The sequence below is a fragment of the Streptomyces sp. NPDC006140 genome (genome assembly GCF_040628815.1).
Lineage (GTDB): Bacteria > Actinomycetota > Actinomycetes > Streptomycetales > Streptomycetaceae > Streptomyces.
Genome location: NZ_JBEXTS010000014.1, coordinates 93,355 through 115,430 on the forward strand (window position 1 = coordinate 93,355; position 22,076 = coordinate 115,430).

A 22,076-nucleotide genomic window follows, 5' to 3' on the forward strand; every position below is an offset into this window, starting at 1 on the left:
CCGTCCTCCGCGAATCCCCAGGGTCCCCGTTGCCCTCAGCTGTCCCAACGACGGCCACCACCCTAGAGTCCCGTCACGCGGAGGTGAGATCAGCCACCTGTTCGTAGCACGGCTGCGACAATCGGCCCGGCCGCGTCGCCGCCGTGGCCGCCCTGCTCGGTCATGGCCGCCGCCGCGATGTCGCCCCGGAACCCGGTGAACCAGCTGTTGGACTTGGCGTTGCCGTCGACCTCGGCGGAGCCGGTCTTGGCGCCGATGTCGCCGCCCAGCCCCGCCATGGCCGCCTGGGCGGTGCCCTGGGTCGCGGTGAGCCGCATCATCTGCTTCAGCTGGGCGGCGGTGCTCGCCTTGAGGCCCTCGGCCCGGGCCAGCTGCCGGCCGTCGAGCTCCGGCGAGACGAGGTAGGGCTGGCGGAAGACGCCGGTGATCGCGGTCGCGGTGACCGACGCCATGTTCAGCGGGCTCATCTGGACCTGGCCCTGCCCGATGGCGCCGGCCGCCCGGTCCGGTCCGCCGACCGCGGGGACGTTGCCGTCGAAGGAGGCGATGCCCGTCTTCCAGTTGTCCTGCCCGAGCCCGAAGTGCTGCTCGGCCTCCTGGGTCAGCGAGGCGTCGGTGAGCGGCTTCTCGTCGATGAGCTTGATGAAGGCGGTGTTGCAGGACCGCATGAAGCTGTTGGCGAGGGTGGCGTTCTCGTTGGGCCGCATGCCGGTCAGGTTCTTGAACGTCTGGCTCTGCCACACGGCGGTGTCGGGGCAGGGTGCCGGGCCGTTCATGGAGGTCACGCCGTTGTCGATGAGCATCGCGGCGGTGATGATCTTCATGGTGGAGCCGGGTGCCGCCTCGCCCTGGAAGGCCGCGTTGAAGCCGTCCGTGCGGTGGTTGGCCACCGCCAGCACCTCGCCGGTGCTGGGCTTGACGGCCACCACCGACGACTGGGCGAACCGCTTGACCGCCTGCTCGGCCGCGGCCTGCGCGCTCGGGCTGATCGTCGTGGTGAGCTTGCCCGGCTTGCCCTTGGCGAGAGTCAGCAGCGGAGTGTCGGGGGCGCCGTCGCCGGCGTGCCGGATGACCAGCTCGATGCCCGGGGTGCCGCCGGCCTCCTTGCCGTACTTGTCGCGCAGGGCGTCCAGGATCGGGCCGAGGGAGGGGTACTTCTCCTTCGTCAGCTCCGAGCCGTCACGGCCCAGGGCCTCGATCGGCGGGGTGGCCGAGGTCTCGGTGACGAGGGTGTCGTCCCGCTTCAGCTCGGGGTGCACCACCGACGGCTGCCAGTCGACCAGCGCCCGGCCGGTGGTCAGACCGCGCACGACCGTCAGCTCGCTGCTGTAGCTCAGCGGCTTGGACTTCCCGCCGTAGGCCACCTTCGCCTTCACCGTGTACGGCACGGTGGTGCCCTTCGCCGCGCCGGGCGTGATCTTCACGTCGGTGATGTGCGCGTCGTCGCCGAAGGCCGTCAGCAGCTGCTCGGCCGCCGCGTCGTTGTTCGTGTACGACGCCGCCTGGGCCGCCTCGCCCTTCTCCCAGGCCGCGAAGAACTCGGCCGTGGTCTCCTTGACCTCGTCCTTGCCGGGCGGCCCCGACTTCTTCTCCGTGGCCACCCCGCTGGTGCCGCCCCCGTCGCTGCTCAGCGCGCTCACGATGTTGTAGGCCCCGTACCCGGCCCCGCCCACCATCACCGCGAACACGCCGCCTATGACGGCGGCCTTGACCCCCTTGCCCATTGGGCGGTCCCCTCCCCGTTGAGCCCCACACGCTCGCTTTGAACGCGTTCAGAAGCTCGATCCGGGTGCACTCTATGCGCAGAGGGTGACAACCGGGACCCGAGTTTCGATTTTTGACCGAACAGTGGTCAGACCCACGTGTCCAGCCACATCCGCGCCCGCCAGTCGTCGATGGGGATGGCGGTGCCCGTGTACAGCGGCCAGAAGTAGATGAAGTTCCAGGCGATCAGCAGGACCAGGACGCCCGCGGCCGTGGCGCCCGCGACGCGGCGGGTGTCGGAGGAGCGGGGCGGGCCGATGATCGCGCCGAGGAGCATCGCCACCGCCAGACACAGGAACGGCAGGAAGACGACGGCGTAGAAGAAGAAGATCGTGCGCTCCTGGTACATGAACCAGGGCAGGTAGCCGGCCGCGATGCCGCAGGCGATGGCGCCCGCGCGCCAGTCACGGCGGAAGAACCAGCGCCACAGGACGTAGAGGACGGCGAAGCAGGCGACCCACCACAGCAGCGGTGTGCCGAGCGCGAGGACCTCGCGGGCGCACTTCTCGCCGGCGTCGGCGGGGCAGCCGTCCTTGCCGGGCGCCGGCGACTCGTAGAAGTACGACACCGGCCGGCCGAGGACGAGCCAGCTCCACGGGTTGGACTGGTAGGTGTGCGGCGAGGACAGCCCGACGTGGAACTCGTACACCTGGTGCTCGTAGTGCCACAGGCTGCGCAGCCAGTCGGGCAGGAAGGTCCAGCTGCCGCCCTTGCCGTCGGTCGCGGCCCAGTTGCGGTAGTAGCCGCCGGAGCCGTCCGTGGCGGAGAGGATCCAGCCGGTCCAGGACGCGAGGTAGGTGACCAGGGCGACCGGCACCGTGGCGAGGAAGGCGAGGCCTGTGTCGCGCTTGAGGACCGCCGTGTACGGGTGCCGGGCACCGGCGACCCGGCGCGAGCCGACGTCCCACAGGACCGCCATCAGGCAGAACGCGGCCAGGATGTACAGGCCGTTCCACTTCGTGCCGATGGCCAGGCCCAGCATCAGGCCCGCCGCCCAGCGCCAGGGCCGCCATCCGAGGCGGGTCGTCTCGGCCGTGTGCCGGTCGGGGCGGACGCGGCCGTCGGCGTCCGCCGGGAGCGCGGCGGCGAGTTTCGCGCGGGCCTTGTCCCGGTCGACGAGCAGGCAGCCGAACGCGGCCAGCACGAAGAACATCAGCACGCCGTCGAGCAGCGCCGTGCGGCTCATCACGAAGTGCAGGCCGTCCAGCGCCATCAGCGCGCCCGCGAGGCAGCCGAGGAACGTGGAGCGGAACAGCCTGCGGCCGATCCGGCACAGCAGCAGCACCGACAGCGTGCCGAGCAGGGCCGTCATGAACCGCCAGCCGAAGGGGTCGAAGCCGAACATCAGCTCGCCGAGCCCGATGACGTACTTCCCGATCGGCGGGTGCACGACGTACGCCGCCTCCGTCGGGACGGGGACGTGCCCGCCCGACGACAGGACCAGGTTGTTCGCGTTCTTGTCCCAGCTGACCTCGAACCCGCGGTGGACGAGGCCCCACGCGTCCTTGGCGTAGTACGTCTCGTCGAATATCACCGCCTTGGGACTGCCCAGGTTCCAGAAGCGCAGCACCCCGGCCAGCAGCGTGATCAGCAGCGGGCCGATCCAGCCCGACCAGCGCACCAGCCGGCCCGCGAGCGTGTGCGGGACGCCGAGCGCCGCCCACAGGCGCGGGGAGGGCTCGGTGTACGGCGGCACCAGGCGGTCGCGGACGTCACGGGCGTCGCTGCTGGGCTGCCCCTGGTAGCCGAAGCGGCGCAGCCGCTGCTGCCAGGACGGCCGCTGCTCGTGCGGCGCCTGGCCCTGCCGGGTGTCCGTCGAGGACGCGGTACTGGTCACCGCGCCATCGTAGGGAACCGTTCTGTGTGAGTCCCGTGCATGGCCGGTATGCGTCCCCATCCTCCGCCCCTGGGAGGAGTCCACGCCCCGCGGCCCTGGGAGGATGGGGGCGTGACCGGAACCCTCGTACTCGCAGGCACCCCCATCGGCGACATCGCGGACGCCCCGCCCCGGCTCGCCGAGGAACTGGCCGGAGCCGATGTCGTCGCCGCCGAGGACACGCGGCGGCTGCGGCGGCTGACCCAGGCGCTGGGCGTGACGCCCAAGGGGCGGGTGGTGTCGTACTTCGAGGGCAACGAGTCCGCGCGGACGCCCGAGCTGGTCGAGGAACTGGTGGGCGGGGCGCGGGTGCTGCTCGTCACGGACGCGGGGATGCCGTCCGTGTCCGACCCGGGGTACCGGCTCGTCGCGGCCGCGGTCGAGCGGGACGTGCGGGTGACCGCCGTGCCCGGGCCGTCCGCGGTGCTGACCGCGCTGGCGCTGTCCGGGCTGCCCGTCGACCGGTTCTGCTTCGAGGGGTTCCTGCCGCGCAAGGCGGGGGAGCGGCTGGGGCGGCTGCGGGAGGTGGCCGGGGAGCGGCGGACCCTCGTGTACTTCGAGGCTCCTCATCGGCTGGACGACACGCTGGCGGCGATGGCCGAGGTGTTCGGGGCGGAGCGGCGGGCGGCGGTGTGCCGGGAGCTGACCAAGACGTACGAGGAGGTTCGGCGGGGCGGGCTCGGCGAGCTGGCGGCCTGGGCCGCGGAGGGGGTCCGCGGCGAGATCACGGTTGTCGTGGAGGGGGCGCCGGAGAAGGGGCCCGAGGAGGTCGGGCCCGAGGAGCTGGTGCGGCGGGTCCGGGTGCGGGAGGAGGCGGGGGAGCGGCGCAAGGAGGCGATCGCCGCGGTGGCGGTCGAGGCCGGGGTGCCGAAGCGGGTCGTGTTCGACGCGGTGGTTGCCGCGAAGAAGGCCGACGGTGGGGCGTGAACACCCTCTGAGCAGGGCGCATGTCGGATGAGCGTGCGCCCCATAGGTCGGCAAAGGCGACCGGGGCCCGGGGCAAGGAACGCCCAATTCCGCGCCAATAGTCGACAGGTCTGCTGCCTTCGGTCCGGCCGAGGAGTCCACTGGGTTGCGGGGACGGAATCGTCCTCACGCCACAGCGGAACAGGAGCTGGCATGAGTGAGATCGCAGGGCAGACCGGGCTCCGCGCCGGTGCGAGTGCCGTCGTCAACGAGTCGTACTCCTTCGCCTGCATGCGCTGCGGGTACGGCTGGGAACAGTCCTACGAGATAGAGCACCACACGGACGCAGCGGGTCGTGAGTTCGTCCTCTACGTCGCGGACGGCAAGATCGTGCCCTCCCCGCTGAGCAAGCCCACGTGCCAGAACTGTGACGGCCACATCGTGCGGATCATGCGGCCCGGCCGGGTCGAGTCGGCGCGCAACGCCGCGCACCGGCCCCACCGCGTGCCGCCGCCCGCCGGGCCCGTGGAGGCGCCCGCCGCGGCGGCCGAGTCCGGGCAGGACAAGACCGAGGGCCACCACTGGCACCTGTCCGACCTGCTGCACCCCTTCCAGCGCAAGGCGAGCTGACCCGTCCGGCTCCCTTGAAGACGCCCTCCCCGGTCCTCCCCCATCGGGGAGGGCGTCGCCCTTTCGGCGGACCAGAACCTTCGCCGGATCGCGGAAAACGGCTTTCGTAGGATCGGGGCATGCCTGCGAACGACTCCGACAAGCACGCCGCGCCCCCGCTGCCGGACCCCCTCCGGGTGCCGGTCGCCGACTCCCACACCCACCTGGACATGCAGTCCGGCACGGTCGAGGAGGCGCTGGCCAAGGCGGCGTCGGTCGGAGTGACGACCGTCGTGCAGGTCGGCTGCGACCTGAAGGGCTCCCGCTGGGCGGCCGAGACGGCCGCCGCGTACGACGCCGTCCACGCGACGGTCGCCCTGCACCCGAACGAGGCGCCCCGCATCGTCCACGGCGACCCCGACGGCTGGTCCCGGCAGGGCGCGCGCGAGCCCGGCGGCCAGGCGGCGCTGGACGACGCGCTCGCCGAGATCGACCGGCTGGCCGCGTTGCCCCAGGTCAAGGGCGTCGGGGAGACCGGCCTCGACTACTTCCGCACCGGGCCCGAGGGCAAGGAGGCGCAGGAGCGCTCCTTCCGCGCCCACATCGAGATCGCCAAGCGGCACGGCAAGGCCCTGGTGATCCACGACCGCGAGGCCCACGCCGACGTCCTGCGCGTGCTGAAGGAGGAGGGCGCCCCCGAGCGGACCGTCTTCCACTGCTACTCCGGCGACGCCGAGATGGCGGAGATCTGCGCGAGCGCGGGCTACTTCATGTCCTTCGCCGGCAACGTCACCTTCAAGAACGCCCAGAACCTGCGGGACGCGGTGGCGGTGGCCCCGCTGGAGCTGCTCCTCGTGGAGACGGACGCGCCCTTCCTCACGCCGGTGCCCTACCGCGGGCGGCCCAACGCCCCGTACCTGGTGCCGATCACGGTGCGGGCCATGGCCGCCGTACGCGGCGTCGACGAGGACACGCTGGCCACCGCGCTCGGCGCGAACACGGCACGCGCGTTCGGGTACTGACCCCGGCGTCCACCTCACCGCACGACTGTGCGTAGTCGCGTCGCTTTGGAGAGTGACGGCCGCTCCGCTAGGTTCTGGGGGCCCGATCCGGACCCCTCTGGACCCCCTCCGGCCCCTGGAGCGTGTCGGCGTGAGCAACGCGCAGTACGAGACGTACGAGACCTACGGCCCGGCCTACGCGGACCCGGCGTACGGCGGTTTCGACGCACCGCCCGCCGACCTGCACAGCGCCGACACGCTCGGGTACGGGACGGCCGGCACACCGGGTGCCTACGACGACACCTACCGGCCCGCCTACGAGGCGCCGACCCTGCCCGCGCTGCCGCGGCAGGGCGCCCCGGACGACGAGCCGGCGCCCGTGCGCGCCGAGCCGGGTGCGGAGGCGCGAGCCGGATCGCGTGCCGCGTCGCGCACCGGCTCGCACCGCAGGTCCGCGCGCCGGCGCAAGACGCGGTACGCCGAGCGCCCGGACGGTTCCATGCGACGGCTCCTCCCGCAGGCCCTGGTCGTCGCCTTCCTCGCGGGCGGCACCACGGCGTTCGTCGCCAAGGACAAGGCCATCGAGCTGAACGTCGACGGCAAGGCGCGCACCCTGCACACCTTCGCCGACGACGTCACCGAACTGCTCGCGGAGGAGGGCGTCGAGATCGGCGCCCACGACGTGGTGGCGCCCGGCCCCGGCACGGAGATCACCAGCGGTGACGAGGTGGCCGTGCACTACGCCCGCCCGGTCCGGCTCACCCTCGACGGCCACCGGCGCGAGGTGTGGACGACGGCCCGCACGGTGGAGGGGGCGCTGCGGCAGCTGGGCGTGCGGCAGGAGGGCGCGTACGTCTCCGCCGCGCGCTCCCGGCGCATCGGACGCGAGGGGCTCGCGCTGGACGTACGGACCGAGCGCACGGTCACGATCATGGCGGACGGCCGGGCCCGGACCGTGCGCACCAACGCGGCGACCGTGCGGGAGGCCGTGGCGGAGGCCGGGATCACCCTGCGCGGCCAGGACACCACGTCCGTCCCGCAGGGCAGCTTCCCGCGCGACGGGCAGACCGTCACGGTGCTGCGCATCACCGGCGGCAAGGAGGTCCGCGAGGAGGTGATCCCCTTCCAGGTGCGGCGGACGCAGGACCCGACCCTCTTCAAGGGCACGGAGGTCGTGGAGCGCGCGGGCGAGCCGGGCCTGCGCCGGGTCACCTACGCGCTGCGCACGGTCAACGGCGTCAAGCAGAAGCCGCGCCGGGTCAGGTCCGAGGTGGTGCGCGAACCCCGCCCGCAGCTGGTGAAGGTCGGCACCAAGCCGCGCCCGGCGTCCGTGCAGGGCGCCGACCACCTCGACTGGCAGGGCCTCGCGGCCTGCGAGTCCGGCGGCCGCCCCGACGCGGTCGACCCGTCGGGCACGTACGGCGGCCTCTACCAGTTCGACACCCACACCTGGCAGGCCCTCGGCGGCCGGGGCCGCCCCCAGGACGCCCCGGCGGCGGAGCAGACGTACCGGGCGAAGAAGCTGTACGTGCGGCGGGGCGCCAGCCCGTGGCCGCACTGCGGGGGGCGGCTGCACGGGTAGGCCCGTGGCCGCGCGGGCAGGCTGTGGCCGTACGGGCAGGCCCGTGGCCGCAGGCCCGCACGAAACCCCCCGTACCCTTGTCCCCGTGACCAGCCCCACCCCCGACGCCCTCCTCGGCCCCGCCGACATCCGCGAACTCGCGGCAGCCCTCGGCGTGCGCCCCACCAAGCAACGCGGACAGAACTTCGTGATCGACGCGAACACGGTCCGCCGTATCGTCCGCACCGCACAGGTCCGCCCCGACGACGTCGTCGTCGAGGTCGGCCCGGGGCTCGGGTCCCTCACCCTCGCGCTGCTGGAGGTCGCCGACCGCGTCACGGCCGTGGAGATCGACGACGTGCTCGCCGCCGCGCTGCCCGCGACCATCACGGCCCGCATGCCCGAGCGCGCCGACCGGTTCGCCCTCGTCCACTCCGACGCGATGCACGTGACCGAGCTGCCGGGCCCCGCCCCGACCGCGCTGGTCGCCAACCTCCCCTACAACGTGGCCGTCCCGGTCCTGCTGCACATGCTCGACACCTTCCCGACCATCGACCGCACCCTCGTCATGGTCCAGGCGGAGGTCGCCGACCGCCTCGCCGCACCGCCCGGCTCGAAGGTCTACGGCGTCCCCTCGGTCAAGGCCAACTGGTACGCCGAGGTCAAGCGCGCCGGAGCCATCGGACGGAACGTGTTCTGGCCCGCGCCCAACGTGGACAGCGGCCTGGTCTCCCTGGTCCGCCGGACCGAGCCGATCAGGACGACGGCCACGAAGGCCGAGGTCTTCGCCGTCGTCGACGCCGCCTTCGCCCAGCGCCGCAAGACGCTGCGGGCCGCGCTCGCCGGCTGGGCCGGCTCCGCCGCCGCCGCCGAGGAGGCCCTCGTCGCCGCCGGGGTCTCGCCGCAGGCCCGGGGCGAGTCGCTGACCGTGGAAGAGTTCGCGCGTATCGCCGAGCACCAGGCGAACCGGCACAAGGAGAAGGAGCCCGCGTGAGCGTCACGGTCCGCGTCCCCGCCAAGGTCAACGTCCAGCTGGCGGTCGGCGCCGCCCGCCCCGACGGCTTCCACGACCTCGCCAACGTCTTCCTCGCGGTCGGCCTCTACGACGAGATCACCGTCACCCCCGCCGACGCACTCCGCGTCACCTGCGAGGGCCCCGACGCCGACCAGGTCCCCCTGGACCGGACGAACCTCGCCGCGCGCGCCGCGATCGCGCTGGCCGAGCGGTACGGCCGCAGCCCCGACGTCCACGTCCACATCACCAAGGACATCCCCGTCGCCGGCGGCATGGCGGGCGGCAGCGCGGACGGCGCCGGCGCCCTGGTCGCCTGCGACGCGCTGTGGGAGACCGGCGCCTCCCGGGAGGAACTCCTGGAGATCTGCGCCGAGTTGGGCAGCGACGTGCCGTTCAGCCTGGTCGGCGGGGCGGCCCTCGGCATCGGGCGGGGCGAGCGGCTGACACCCCTGGAGGTCGGCGGCACCTTCCACTGGGTGTTCGCCATGGCCGGCCGCGGCCTGTCCACCCCGGCGGTCTTCCGCGAGTTCGACCGGCTCGGCGAGGGCACCGACATCCCCGAGCCCGTCGCCTCACAGGAACTTCTCGCCGCGCTCGCCAAGGGCGACCCGGACGCGCTCGCCGCGGCCGTCTCCAACGACCTCCAGCCCGCCGCCCTCTCCCTCTTCCCGGAACTCGCCGGCACCCTGGCCACCGGCCGCGCCGCCGGTGCCCTCGCCGCCCTGGTCTCCGGCTCCGGCCCGACCACGGCGTTCCTCGTCCGCGACCCCGAGTCGGCGGCCGCGGTGGCACAGGCGCTGGTGGCCTCCGGCACGTGCCGGACCGTACGGACGGCCTCGGGCCCGGCGCCGGGGGCGACGGTCGCGGGGCGTTAATCCCGTGCGGCGGGCGGTTCCCCGCGCTTAGGCTCCCCCGGTTGTCCGGAACGGGGGAGACGCGTGGAAGAACTGGTCGCGGCCGTACGGCGCGGAGACGCGGAGGAGGTCCGGTCCCTCCTGGAGTCCGGGGCCGACCCCGACACCCTCGACGACGGCCTCCCGGTCCTGTGCCGGGCGGTGGCGGCGTACGACGAACCCGTGGCCGAAGCGCTGCTGGAGGCCGGAGCCGACCCCCTGCGCCGGCTGCCCGACGGGAGCACCCCGCTGCTGCGGGCCGTGGACGGCGGGTCCTCTCACATGGTCTACGCGCTCGCCACCCACCGGGTGCCGCTCCCCGCGCCGGAGCGCGAGGGGCTGCTGGCCCGGGCCCGGCACTGGACCGAGGCGGGCGTGGAGGCGGAGCTGCGCCGGCTCACCGGCCTCACCGGGCCCGCCGAGCGGATCCGGGTCGAGGACGACGAGGTCGGCTGGTGGTGCGAGCAGCTCACCCTCGGCGGGCTGACCGTGCGCGACGAACACCGGGCGATCCTCACCTCCATGGAGGCCCGCTACGGCATCCGCACCCCCTTCGACGAACTCGTCGCGCGGGCCCTGGCCCACCCCGACCGGGACCACGTCGTGTGGTCGGACGTGGTGTTCACGCTCGGCCGCCGGGTCGACGAGGAGACCTGGCAGTGGAGCAGGGACCTGCTCAACCACCCCGACCGGGCGCACCGCCTGCTCGCCGCCGACCTGCTGCTGTCGCTGATCATCGGGGACATCGAAAAGGGACGCGCCCCGTTCTGGGAACGCGGGCGGGAACTCGTGCCCTGGGCCGAGCAGGAGGAGGACCCGGAGGTGCTGGCGGTGATCCTCCATGCGATGACCCACGACAGCGCCCCGGAGATCGAGGCCGTCGGACTGTCCCACCTCGGCCACCCGGACCCCAGGGTGCGGGCCCTGGTGCCGGGAACCCTCGGCCAGTCCGAGGACGGCCGGTCCCTGGCCGGCCCCGAGAGCCTCACCGCGGTGCGCACCCTGGCCCGCGACGAGGACCCCGGCGTACGTGAGGCGGTGTGCCACTGGCTCGCGCACTACCGGGGGCACGAGCCCGAGGTGGGGGACACGCTGGTCGCCCTCACCCACGACGAGCGGCAGGAGATCCGCATCTGTGCCGTGTCCGGCCTGGCCGTGCGCGACGACCCGCGCTGCGTGGAGGCCGAGCACCGGATCGGCCCCCGCGACGACAAGCTGCCGTTCGACGAGCGGCTGCTGGACGTGTGGCGGTACCAGCGCCGAAGGGAAGCCGCCGGGCCCTCCTGAACACCCCGGCCGGAGCACCCCGCCGCCCGACTACCCTGGAGGGTCGATCCATCCCCCTCGTCAGGAGCGAAATGGCCGTCAACCTGGTCAATGTCGAGAACGTCAGCAAGGTGTACGGCACCCGTGCCCTGCTCGACGGCATCTCCCTCGGCGTCTCCGAGGGGGACCGCATCGGCGTCGTCGGCCGCAACGGCGACGGCAAGACCACGCTGATCCGGATGCTCGCCAAGCAGGAGCACGCCGACACCGGGCGCGTCACCCACTCCGGCGGCCTGCGCCTCGGCGTGCTCACCCAGCACGACTCCCTCGACCCCGAGGCGACCGTGCGGCACGAGGTCATCGGCGACATGGCCGACCACGAGTGGGCCGGTGACGCCAAGGTCAGGGACGTGCTGACCGGCCTGTTCGGCGGCCTCGACTTGCCGGGCTTCCCCAAGGGGCTCGACACGGTCATCGGCCCGCTGTCCGGCGGTGAGCGCCGCCGCATCGCGCTCGCCAAGCTGCTCATCGAGGAGCAGGACCTGCTCGTCCTGGACGAGCCCACCAACCACCTCGACGTCGAGGGCATCGCCTGGCTCGCCCGGCACCTGCAGAACCGCCGCTCGGCGCTGGTCTGCGTCACCCACGACCGCTGGTTCCTGGACCAGGTGTGCACGCGCATGTGGGACGTCCAGCGCGGCGCGGTCTACGAGTACGAGGGCGGCTACTCGGACTACGTCTTCGCCCGGGCCGAGCGCGAGCGCATCGCCGCCACCGAGGAGGTCAAGCGGCAGAACCTCGTCCGCAAGGAACTGGCCTGGCTGCGCCGCGGGGCACCGGCCCGGACGTCCAAGCCGCGCTTCCGCGTCGAGGCCGCCAACGAGCTCATCAAGGACGTGCCCCCGCCCCGGGACAGCAGCGAGCTGATGCGCTTCGCGTCCTCCCGGCTCGGCAAGACCGTGTTCGACCTGGAGGACGTCACCGTCCAAGCGGGCCCCAAGGTCCTCCTCAAGCACGTCACCTGGCAGCTCGGACCCGGCGACCGGATCGGCCTCGTCGGCGTCAACGGCGCCGGGAAGACGTCCCTGCTGCGGGCCATGGCCGAGGCGGCCCGGACCGACGGCGAGGCCCAGCCGGCCGGCGGACGCGTCCGCGTCGGCAAGACCGTGAAGCTGGCCTACCTCTCCCAGGAGGTCGCCGAACTCGACCCGAACACGCGCGTGCTGGAGGCCGTGCAGCAGGTGCGCGAGCGCGTCGACCTCGGCAAGGGGCGCGAGATGACCGCCGGGCAGCTGTGCGAGACGTTCGGCTTCACCAAGGAGAAGCAGTGGACGCCGGTGGGGGACCTGTCCGGCGGTGAGCGGCGGCGGCTGCAGCTGCTGCGCCTGCTCATGGACGAGCCCAACGTCCTCTTCCTCGACGAGCCCACCAACGACCTCGACATCGAGACGCTGACGCAGTTGGAGGACGTCCTCGACGGCTGGCCCGGCTCGATGATCGTCATCTCCCACGACCGGTTCTTCATCGAGCGCACCACCGACCGGGTGTTCGCGCTGCTCGGCGACGGCGCCCTGCGGATGCTGCCGCGCGGCATCGAGGAGTACCTGGAGCGACGGCAGCGCATGGAGGAGGCCGCGGCCGCCTCCGCCCCCGCCGCCGCGCCGCAGACCGCCGCCCCGGAGAAGAGCGCCGCCGACCAGCGCGCCGCCAAGAAGGAGCTGCAGAAGATCGAGCGGCAGCTCGACAAGGTCTCCGAGCGCGAGACCAAGCTGCACGCCCAGATCGCCGAGAACGCCACGGACTTCGCGAAGGTGGCCGAACTGGACGCCGAGCTGCGCGAGTTGGCCGGTCAGCGCGAGGAGCTGGAGCTGCGCTGGCTGGAACTCGCCGAGGACGCGTGAAGGGTGCGTGAAGGCGCATAACAACGGCATCACGGGCCGGTCCTCCCTTGGGAACAGGGGATGACACGGCCCGGTGTGCTGTCGGTACCGGGTGATAGAAAGAGCCGTCTGAGAACTTTATGAAGCGACTCTGAGCCCATCGCGTACCTCAGGGCGTGGCTAAAAATCAGTGATCGAACGGGGGGAGCGACTGATGACTCAGCCGCCCAGTCAGCCACCGCACGGTGGCTTCGGAGCACCGCAGGACCAGCCGCCGCAGGGCGGAGGTCACGGAGCACCGCAGACCCCGCCACCGCCCCAGGGCCCGCCGCAGCCGGGGTACGGCTACCCGCAGCAGCCCCCGCAGCAGCCCGGGCCGTACGGCCAGCCCGGACCGTACAACTCCGGCCCCTACGGCCAGTCGCAGCAACCGGGTCCGTACGGCCAGCCCCAGCAGTCAGGCCCGTACGGCCAGCCCCAGCAGCCGGGCCCCTACGGCCAGCCCGGTTACGGCTACCCGCAGCAGCCGCAGTACCCGGGCGCGCCCGGCACCCCGCCCCCGGGCGGCTCCCGCAACCCCTTCAAGGGCAAGCCGGCCCTCGTCATCGGCGCGGCCGTCGCCGCGCTGCTCGTGGTCGGCGGCACGGTGTGGGCGGTCACCGGCGGCGACTCCGGCGAGGGGCAGAAGAAGCCGGTCGCCCAGGCGAGCGACGACGCCAAGCCGGACGCCACCGGACCGGTCAACCCCGGTGACGGCAGCGGCGACGGCGGCGAGGACCCGGAGAACCTCAACGAGGGCCGCCAGGCGGGCGAGGCCAGGGTCCTCTGGTACAAGGAGGCGCCCGACGCGCCCGGCTCCGGCGCCGAGGCCCCCGGCATGTGGATCACCGGCAAGACGGCGGTGAAGGCGGCGTACAAGCAGCTCGTCGCCTACAACGTCGGTGACGGCAAGCCGGCCTGGGACGCCATCACCTTCCCCCACAAGATCTGCGCGACCACCCCGCAGCAGACCTCCGACGGCAAGATCGTCGTCGCGTACATGAGCGGCAGCAGCGACCGCGCCAAGTGCAACCAGCTGCAGGAGGTCGACCTCGACACGGGCAAGAAGGGCTGGACCGAGAAGGTCGCCGACGGCGCCCTGTTCGACTCCACGCTCTCCGTCGAACTGTCCATCACCGGCAAGACCCTGATGGTCGGCCGCTCCCAGTCCGGCACGGCGTACGACGTGACCAACGGCGACAAGCTCTTCGACAAGAAGCGCTACGGCAACGCCTGCTTCCCCGCCGCGTTCGCCGGCGGCGAGAAGCTCATCGCCGTCTCCTCCTGCGGTGCGGGCACCGACAAGGAGCACGACGAGGTGCAGGAGCTCGACCCGCGCACCGGCAAGGCGAAGTGGACCCAGCCGTTCGACAAGGGCTGGCGCGTCGCGCGCACCTACTCGGTCAGCCCGCTGGTCATCTACAGCACCAACGAGGACAAGAAGGCCTGGAACATCTCCACCTTCACCTCCGGCGGCAAGTTCCGCTCGCAGGTCGCCTTCGACGAGGACTTCGCCCCCGAGTGCGGCTGGGCCATCCTGGAGCGCGACCTCACGGGCTGCCAGGGCGTCGCCGTCGACGACACCACGCTCTACCTGCCGACCGAGGCGACCACCGGCGCCAACGAGATCGTCGCGGTCAACCTCGCGAACGGCAAGGAGAAGTGGCGCGTGAAGTCCCCGGCCGACGAGTCGATGCTGCCGATGAAGACCGAGGGCGGAAAGCTCATCGCCTACGTGCAGCCCTCGTACGACGCGGGCGGCCAGATCGTGGCCATCCCGACCGGCGGCGGCAGCCACAAGCCGGTCAAGCTGCTGCAGAACCCGCGGGGCGCGGCGGACATCGAGGACAGCTTCTTCTCCAAGGACATCGACTGGGTCGACGGGCGCTTCTACATCTCGACCACCCGGCTGAGCGGAAACGACGACACCAAGGAGAAGTTGATGCTCGCCTACGGCAAGTGACTCCTCTCCCTTCCCCTTCTCTCTGTCGTTCGTACCCGCCGCCCGTCCCCCTCCCCGAGGTGCTCACGTCATGACCCAGCCGCCGCCTCCGCCACCCCAGCAGCCCCCGCAGTCAGGCGGTTTCGGGCCGCCCCCGGGCCAGCCCCCGCAGACGCCTCCGCCGGCGCAGCCCCAGCAGGGGTACGGCTACCCGCAGGGCGCGCCGCAGGCACCCCAGCCGCCGCAGGCCCCGCAGCCGCCGCAGGCACCGCCCGGTTACGGCTACCCCGGTCAGCCGCCGCAGGCACCCTACGGGCAGCCGGGGTACGGGCAGCCCGGGTACGGGCAGCAGCCGCCCGGCTACGGCTATCCGCATCAGACCATGCCGCTCCAGCCGCAGCCCGGACCGCCGGGCGGCGGCGGGGGCAGGTTCAACGCGCAGCTGGCCATCATCGTCGCCGCGGTCGTGGCGATCGCCCTGATCATCGGCGGCGGTGTCTGGTACGCCAACTCCGGCGCGGACGACGGCAAGAAGGACGACACGGCCGGCACCGGCGGCGGTACCGGCGGCTCGGGCGACAACAAGGGCGGCACCACCTCCGGCGAGGAGAAGGCCCCGGCCGACCCCAGCGCCCGCGTCCTCTTCCAGGTCCCGGCGCCCGAGGTGAAGAACGACAGCACGGTCGTCGTCTCCGGCTCCTGGCTCACCGACAAGGCGTACGTCAAGAGCGGCATCGCCCAGATCGTCGGCTACGACCGCGACAAGGGCGGCGAGCTGTGGAAGATCCCGCTGGCCGGCCCGGTCTGCCAGGCCAGCCGCCACGTCACCGACGACAACAAGACGGCGATCCTCTACCAGCCCGCGATGCCGACCAAGGCGGACCCGTCGCACGGGTGCAGCCAGCTCGCGGTGATCGACCTCGATGCGGGCAAGAAGCTGTGGACCAAGACCGTCAAGACCGGTGACGATCTGATCAACTTCGACAACGTCACGATCAGCGGGAAGACGGTCGCCGTCGGCAGCACCAGCGGCGGCGCCGCCTTCGACGTCTCCGGCAAGCTCCTGTGGAGCCCGAAGCCGACCGACACCTGCTACGACGCCGGGTACGGCGGCGGCGAGAAGCTCGTCGCGGTGCGCAAGTGCGGCACGTACGGCCAGCGGCAGCTGCACATCCAGACCATCGACCCGAAGTCCGGGAAGGTGATCTCGGAGTACAAGATGGCCGAGGGCATCGAGTACGCGAGCATCGTGTCGACCAACCCGCTGGTCGTGGCCGCCGACGTCGGCGACTCCGCGGGCGACGGCAGCGGCATCTCCGACTTCTTCTCCATCGACAACAAGACCGGCAAGCTGCGCACGCGCATCTCCGCGCCGGGCGAGCAGTTCGCGGCGCGCTGCGAGGGCATCACCCGCATCGAGTACTGCAACCTGCTGGCCGTCGGCAACGACCGGCTGTACCTGCCGACCGAGGAGCACGACGGCACCGGCGAGTACAGCCAGACCAACGAGATCGTCGCCTTCGACCTCGCCACCGGCAAGCAGACCGGGCAGCGCGCGGACGCCGGGGACGGCTACACGATCTCGCCGCTGCGGATGGACGGCGGCAACCTGATCGCGTACAAGCGGCCGCCCTACGACAAGGGCGGGCAGGTCGTGAGCATCGACGGGGGCAGCTTCAAGGAGACGAAGCTGCTGGAGAACCCGGCGTCGGACCAGGTGCGGGACGTGGAGACCAGCATGTCGCCCGAGTACTCCGAGTTCCTGTACGGCGGCGGGCAGCTGTACATGTCCAAGGTGTACGCGAGCAAGCGGTCCGCCGGCCGTGACAAGGAGTACCTCGCGGTCGGCTTCGGTACGAGCTGATCATCCGGTGACCGGTTCTTGATCGACCGGTGGCTGATGCGGCCCCGTCCCTGTTCAGGGGCGGGGTCGTTCGCGTTTGGCTCAGTCAACCTCGAATGAGAGGAATTTCGGCGATCCGGGGCGATTCTCGCCGGTAGGGGGAGCGCAACGTCGAACAAGCGTGTAGCTTCCGGGGGCATGAAGGCGGGGGAGCCGGGGGGCTTCCATTTGGGGGGACCGGGGTGACTGGGGGGTTGCTCGATGGGAGTGCGGCTCATGGTGGTCGACGACCACCGACTGCTGGCGGAGGCGCTGGCCTCGGCGCTGAAACTGCGGGGGCACCGGGTGCTGGCCGCGGCGGCGCCGGCGGCGGGGGCGGCGGAGCTGGTGATCACGCGGGCGCCGGAGGTGTGCCTGCTGGGGACGGCCGCGCCGGCGGAGCCGGGGATCTTCGACCCGGTGGTGAAGATCAAGCGGGAGCGGCCGCAGGTGGCGGTGCTGGTGCTGGGCCCGGTGCCGAGCCCGCGGGGCATCGCGGCGGCGTTCGCGGCGGGGGCGTCCGGGTATGTCCGGCATGACGAACGCATAGAGGGTGTCGAGCGGGCGATCATGAAGGCGCGGGCGGGGGAGGCGGCGGTGGCGCCGCAACTGCTGCAGGGCGCGTTCAGCGAGTTGCTGAACCCGGCGGCGCAGCCGGACGACGAGGGGCAGCGGTTGCTGTCCATGCTCACGCCGAGGGAGGTCGAGGTCCTGGTCCGCGTCGCGGACGGCGAGGACACCCGCCTGATCGCGGCGGGCATGGGCATCGCACCGTCCACGGCCCGCACGCACGTCCAACGGGTCCTGATGAAACTCGGCGTCGGCTCCCGCCTGGAGGCAGCGGCCCTGGCGGCCCGCACGGGGTTGCTGGACCGGGCGGGGCCGGTGCGGCGGGAGCCGTAAGCCGTGAGCCGCGCGTCTTCGCCTTCTCGCCGGTTGTGGGTCGGGGCCGCGCCGGGGGGTGTTCGTCCTCGGAACGGCGCGATCGACTTGCGCGCCGACTGACTGGCGTTGACGCGCCAACCGCTGCGGGCGGACACCCCCCGACACGTCCCCTTGCGTAGTACGGCGGGTGCGGGCGTGTCGTGGCTGTCGCCTTGCCGCCCTGGCTGCGGGCATGCGTGCCGCTGGGGGCGGCACGGGTGGGCGCAGCGGCAGCTCGTCGCGCCGAGTTGCGCACCCACCCGGCCTCAGCACCGACGCCGAGCGCCAGTCAACGCCCAGCTACTCCACCCGCTCATCACCCTCCGGTTCAACCCCCGGCGGCGCCGGCGCCACCGGCCTCAGCTTCAGCCACACCAGGAAGAACAACCCCAGTGCGAGCATCCCCAACCCGGTCCACAGGTTGATATTGACGCCCTCCGCCTTGTCGATGTCGGCATCCGACGCCGTGAACCCCGCGATCGTGACGATCACGCCGTACACCACGAACAGCCCACCGATGATCCGCCGGATGTCGAACAGCCGCGCGGCGGTCGCCGACTTGCCCTGCAGCTCGGTGACTTCCCGCTGCACGTCCTTCTCGGAGTAGAACTCGGACATGTTCCGTCAACCTCCACACGTCAGAACGAGAACGGGATGTAGCAGGCCGCGGCCAGCACGACCGCACCCCAGCCCAGCAGCGCCGGCTTGCGGTACCAGGCCTCGTCCCCCGGCGCCGGCGGTTCCGCCATGCCGGGCGAGGTCGTGCCGTAGACCAGCCCCTGGAGTTCCTCGACCGGCTTCGGCGCGGTGAAGAGCGACACGGCCACCATGACGACCGCGCCCGCGACGAACCCCGCGATCGCGGAGACGAAGTTGGCGCCCTGGTCGGAGGGGATGTCGATGATGCCCTCCTTGTAGATGACGAAGTAGTTGACCATGGCCGCGGTCGTGCCGGCGATCAGGCCCCAGAAGCCCGACTTCATCGACGCCCGCTTCCAGAACATGCCGATGATGAAGACCACGAACATCGGCACGTTGAAGAAGGAGAACAGCGTCTGGAGGTAGCTCATGATGTTGGAGAAGGACGACGCCAGGAACGCCGTGCCGATGGAGGCGAGCACGCCGATCGCGGTGATCAGGCGGCCGAAGCGCACGTAGTACTCGTCCTCCCGGTCCTTCACGACGTACTTCGCCCAGATGTCCGTCGTGAACACGGTGTTGAACGACGACACGTTGGCCGCCATGCCCGCCATGAACGCCGCCAGGAGACCCGTCACGGCGATACCGAGCACGCCGTTGGGCAGGAGCTGCTCCATCAGGTAGGGGATCGCGTCGTTGTACTGCAGGTCGGAGCCGGCCGTACCGATCTTCGGCACCAGAGCCGCGGCGACCAGGCCCGGGATCATCACCAGGAACACGATGAAGATCTTCGGGAACGCGGCGATCAGCGGCGTGCGCTGGGCCGCCGAGAGGTTCTTCGCGGACAGGGCGCGCTGCACCTCGGCGAAGTTCGTCGTCCAGTAGCCGAAGGAGAGCACGAAACCGAGGCCCAGGACGATCGTCAGCCAGTTCGCGCCCAGCGGGTTGTCGCTGCCGATGCCGGTGCCGCCCCAGGAGGTCATGAAGTCGCCGCCGTGCTGCGCGGTGAGCTTGTCGGAGAGCCCGTCCCAGCCGCCGACCGACTTCAGGCCGAGCACGGTGATGGGGATGAGCGCGGCGAGGATCACGAAGAACTGCAGGACCTCGTTGTAGATCGCCGAGGACAGACCGCCGAGCGTGATGTACGCCAGCACGAAGAAGCCGGCGACCACGATCGCCACCCACTCCGGCCACCCCAGCAGCGCCTCGACGACGATGGCGAGGGCGTAGAGGTTGACGCCGGCGATGAGGATCGCGGCGAAGGCGAAGAGGACGGAGCTGAGCAGGTGCGCCGCCTTGTCGAAGCGCAGCAGCAGGAACTCGGGGACCGAGCGCACCTTGGAGCCGTAGTAGAAGGGCATCATCACCAGGCCGAGGAAGACCATGGCGGGGATGGCGCCGATCCAGTACCAGTGGGTGGTGTAGACGCCGTACTGCGCGCTGTTGGCGGCCATGCCCAGGATCTCGGTGGCGCCGAGGTTGGCGGCGATGAACGCGAGACCGGTGACCCAGGCGGGCAGGGAACGGCCGGAGAGGAAGAAGTCGAGGCTGGTCTTCACCGAGCGTCTGGCGGCGAAGCCGATGCCGAGGACGACGACGAAGTAGATGCCGAGGATGGTGTAGTCGAGCCAGTTCGTGGGGAGTCGCAGCTCGGCTGCCAGATGTGTGGGGGTATGCACTAGCCCTCGCTTAGGTGCGTGAACCGATACCTGGCGGAATCTACGCCTCTGCGTTCAGTGACTGAACACTTCTGTTGATGCTCTTTGTTGGATTGTGATGTTGACGATTGAGGAGGCTGGTGTTTTGATATGTTCGGTTATGTTTGAAGGATGAGGAGTCCGGCGTGAAGAAGACCTCGACCCGGCTGGCCGACGGTCGCGAGCTCATCTACTACGACCTGCGTGACGACAGCGTGCGCGGCGCGGCCGACCGCCGCCCGCTGGACCGCACCGTCACCACGTCCGAGATCCGCCGCGACCCCCTGCTCGGCGACTCCGTCGCCATCGCCTCGCACCGCCAGGGCCGCACCTACCACCCCCCGGCCGACGAGTGCCCCCTGTGCCCCTCCGAGGGCGACCGGCTGAGCGAGATCCCGGACTCGTCGTACGACGTCGTCGTCTTCGAGAACCGCTTCCCCTCGCTCGCCGGCGACTCCGGCCGCTGCGAGGTCGTCTGCTTCACCTCCGACCACAACGCGTCCTTCGCCAGCCTGACCGAGGAGCAGGCCGGCCTGGTGCTGGAGGCGTGGACGGACCGTACCTCGGAGCTGTCCCATCTTCCCTCCGTCGAGCAGGTGTTCTGCTTCGAGAACCGGGGCGCCGAGATCGGCGTGACGCTCCAGCACCCGCACGGGCAGATCTACGCCTACCCCTTCACCACCCCGCGCACCGCCCTGATGCTCCGCTCGGTCGCGACCCACAAGGAGATGACGGGCGGGGAGAACCTCTTCGACGCCGTCCTGGAGCGGGAACTCGCCGACGAGCGGGTCGTCCTGGAGGGTGAACACTGGGTGGCCTTCGTGCCGTACGCGGCGCACTGGCCGTACGAGGTCCACCTGTACCCCAAGCGCCGCGTGCCCGACCTGCTCGGCCTGGACGAGGAGGCGCGCACAGAGTTCCCCAAGATGTATCTGGAACTCTTGAGGCGCTTCGACCGGATCTTCGGTGAGAACGAGCCCCCGACGCCCTACATCGCGGCCTGGCACCAGGCCCCGTTCGGCGCGCTGGAGGAGTTCGACGGCGTCGTGCGCGAGGACTTCGCGCTCCACCTCGAGCTTTTCACCATCCGCCGCACTTCCGGCAAGCTGAAGTACCTCGCGGGTTCCGAGTCCGGCATGAACGTGTTCATCAACGACGTGCCGCCGGAGCGCGCGGCCGAGCGACTGCGAGAGGTAGCGAGTTCATGAGCGGGAAGTACCTGGTGACGGGCGGGGCGGGTTACGTCGGCAGCGTGGTCGCCCAGCACCTGCTGGAGGCCGGTCACGAGGTCGTCGTCCTCGACAACCTCTCCACGGGCTTCCGCGAGGGCGTCCCGGCCGGTGCCGCCTTCATCGAGGGCGACATCCGCGACGCGGCCAAGTGGCTGGACCCCTCCTTCGACGGCGTCCTGCACTTCGCGGCGTTCTCGCAGGTCGGCGAGTCGGTCGTGAAGCCGGAGAAGTACTGGGACAACAACGTCGGCGGCACGATGGCCCTGCTGGCCGCGATGCGCGAGGCGGGCGTCCGCAAGCTCGTCTTCTCCTCGACGGCCGCCACGTACGGCGAGCCGGAGCAGGTCCCGATCGTCGAGTCGGCGCCCACCTCCCCGACCAACCCCTACGGCGCCTCCAAGCTCGCCGTCGACCACATGATCACCGGTGAGGCGGCCGCCCACGGCCTCGGCGCGGTCTCGCTGCGCTACTTCAACGTGGCCGGGGCGTACGGCGAGTACGGCGAGCGCCACGACCCCGAGTCCCACCTCATCCCCCTGGTCCTCCAGGTCGCGCAGGGCCGCCGGGACGCGATCTCCGTCTTCGGCGACGACTACCCGACGCCCGACGGCACCTGCGTGCGCGACTACATCCACGTCGCGGACCTGGCCGAGGCCCACCTGCTGGCCCTCAAGGCGGCGGCCCCCGGCGAGCACCTGATCTGCAACCTCGGCAACGGCAACGGCTTCTCCGTCCGCGAGGTCATCGAGACGGTCCGCCGCGTGACCGGCCACCCGATCCCGGAAGTGGTCGCTCCCCGCCGGGGCGGCGACCCGGCGGTCCTGGTGGCATCGGCCGCCACGGCCCGCGAGAAGCTGGGCTGGAACCCGTCCCGCGCGGATCTCGCGGGAATCGTCGCCGACGCGTGGGACTTCGCGCAGCGGCGCGGCAACTAGTACGTACGGAAGGTC

Annotated in this window: 17 protein-coding genes; 13 read left to right on the forward strand and 4 right to left on the reverse strand. The window is 71.6% G+C overall.

Features of this window, described 5'->3' with window-relative positions:
- Nucleotides 1-89: 89 nt before the first annotated feature.
- Both ABZ386_RS31420 and ABZ386_RS31425 read right to left on the reverse strand, forming a co-directional pair.
- On the reverse strand, nt 90-1,724 hold the full coding sequence (locus tag ABZ386_RS31420; protein WP_358966949.1) for a penicillin-binding transpeptidase domain-containing protein: 1,635 nt from the start codon (nt 1,722-1,724) through the stop codon (nt 90-92).
- A gap of 128 nt (nt 1,725-1,852) precedes the next feature.
- Nucleotides 1,853-3,601: a phospholipid carrier-dependent glycosyltransferase gene (locus tag ABZ386_RS31425; protein ID WP_351347572.1), complete on the reverse strand. Its 1,749-nt coding sequence runs from the start codon at nt 3,599-3,601 to the stop codon at nt 1,853-1,855.
- Between the two features lie 111 nt (nt 3,602-3,712).
- On the opposite strand from ABZ386_RS31425, the gene rsmI reads away from it, so the two are divergent.
- The 11 genes from rsmI (at nt 3,713) to ABZ386_RS31480 (ending at nt 17,537) form a co-directional block, all read left to right on the forward strand.
- The gene (gene rsmI, locus ABZ386_RS31430; protein WP_358966952.1) at nt 3,713-4,567 is read left to right on the forward strand and encodes a 16S rRNA (cytidine(1402)-2'-O)-methyltransferase; all 855 of its coding nucleotides are present in this window, start codon (nt 3,713-3,715) and stop codon (nt 4,565-4,567) included.
- 192 nt (nt 4,568-4,759) lie between these two features.
- Nucleotides 4,760-5,176 (forward strand): hypothetical protein, encoded by a 417-nt coding sequence (locus ABZ386_RS31435; RefSeq protein WP_351347576.1) that lies wholly within the window; start codon nt 4,760-4,762, stop codon nt 5,174-5,176.
- A 119-nt stretch (nt 5,177-5,295) separates the two neighbouring features.
- The gene (locus ABZ386_RS31440; RefSeq protein ID WP_356505641.1) at nt 5,296-6,177 is read left to right on the forward strand and encodes a TatD family hydrolase; all 882 of its coding nucleotides are present in this window, start codon (nt 5,296-5,298) and stop codon (nt 6,175-6,177) included.
- Nucleotides 6,178-6,307: 130 nt separating this feature from the next.
- A complete protein-coding gene (locus ABZ386_RS31445) occupies nt 6,308-7,738 on the forward strand; it encodes a ubiquitin-like domain-containing protein (RefSeq protein ID WP_356505639.1) in 1,431 nt (476 codons plus the stop codon).
- A gap of 85 nt (nt 7,739-7,823) precedes the next feature.
- The gene (gene rsmA / locus ABZ386_RS31450; RefSeq protein WP_351347582.1) at nt 7,824-8,711 is read left to right on the forward strand and encodes a 16S rRNA (adenine(1518)-N(6)/adenine(1519)-N(6))-dimethyltransferase RsmA; all 888 of its coding nucleotides are present in this window, start codon (nt 7,824-7,826) and stop codon (nt 8,709-8,711) included.
- Nucleotides 8,708-9,607: a 4-(cytidine 5'-diphospho)-2-C-methyl-D-erythritol kinase gene (locus ABZ386_RS31455; protein WP_351347584.1), complete on the forward strand. Its 900-nt coding sequence runs from the start codon at nt 8,708-8,710 to the stop codon at nt 9,605-9,607. Before rsmA ends, ABZ386_RS31455 begins: the two co-directional genes overlap by 4 nt.
- A gap of 63 nt (nt 9,608-9,670) precedes the next feature.
- The gene (locus ABZ386_RS31460; RefSeq protein ID WP_356505635.1) at nt 9,671-10,912 is read left to right on the forward strand and encodes an ankyrin repeat domain-containing protein; all 1,242 of its coding nucleotides are present in this window, start codon (nt 9,671-9,673) and stop codon (nt 10,910-10,912) included.
- A 71-nt stretch (nt 10,913-10,983) separates the two neighbouring features.
- Nucleotides 10,984-12,792: an ABC-F family ATP-binding cassette domain-containing protein gene (locus tag ABZ386_RS31465; RefSeq protein ID WP_358966956.1), complete on the forward strand. Its 1,809-nt coding sequence runs from the start codon at nt 10,984-10,986 to the stop codon at nt 12,790-12,792.
- Nucleotides 12,793-12,985: 193 nt separating this feature from the next.
- Entirely contained in the window at nt 12,986-14,773 is a 1,788-nt protein-coding gene (locus ABZ386_RS31470; protein ID WP_358966959.1) for a PQQ-binding-like beta-propeller repeat protein, read from the forward strand.
- Between the two features lie 70 nt (nt 14,774-14,843).
- Nucleotides 14,844-16,616 (forward strand): PQQ-binding-like beta-propeller repeat protein, encoded by a 1,773-nt coding sequence (locus ABZ386_RS31475; RefSeq protein ID WP_358966962.1) that lies wholly within the window; start codon nt 14,844-14,846, stop codon nt 16,614-16,616.
- Between the two features lie 240 nt (nt 16,617-16,856).
- The gene (locus ABZ386_RS31480; RefSeq protein WP_351347592.1) at nt 16,857-17,537 is read left to right on the forward strand and encodes a response regulator transcription factor; all 681 of its coding nucleotides are present in this window, start codon (nt 16,857-16,859) and stop codon (nt 17,535-17,537) included.
- A gap of 321 nt (nt 17,538-17,858) precedes the next feature.
- On the opposite strand, the gene ABZ386_RS31485 is transcribed toward ABZ386_RS31480, so the two are convergent.
- Both ABZ386_RS31485 and ABZ386_RS31490 read right to left on the reverse strand, forming a co-directional pair.
- Nucleotides 17,859-18,176 (reverse strand): hypothetical protein, encoded by a 318-nt coding sequence (locus ABZ386_RS31485; RefSeq protein ID WP_114253485.1) that lies wholly within the window; start codon nt 18,174-18,176, stop codon nt 17,859-17,861.
- Between the two features lie 20 nt (nt 18,177-18,196).
- A complete protein-coding gene (locus tag ABZ386_RS31490; protein ID WP_355714142.1) occupies nt 18,197-19,876 on the reverse strand; it encodes a sodium:solute symporter family protein in 1,680 nt (559 codons plus the stop codon).
- Nucleotides 19,877-20,040: 164 nt separating this feature from the next.
- On the opposite strand from ABZ386_RS31490, the gene galT reads away from it, so the two are divergent.
- Both galT and galE read left to right on the forward strand, forming a co-directional pair.
- Entirely contained in the window at nt 20,041-21,102 is a 1,062-nt protein-coding gene (gene galT / locus ABZ386_RS31495) for a galactose-1-phosphate uridylyltransferase (RefSeq protein ID WP_351347597.1), read from the forward strand.
- Entirely contained in the window at nt 21,099-22,061 is a 963-nt protein-coding gene (galE, locus tag ABZ386_RS31500; RefSeq protein ID WP_355714146.1) for a UDP-glucose 4-epimerase GalE, read from the forward strand. Before galT ends, galE begins: the two co-directional genes overlap by 4 nt.
- Nucleotides 22,062-22,076: the final 15 nt, after the last annotated feature.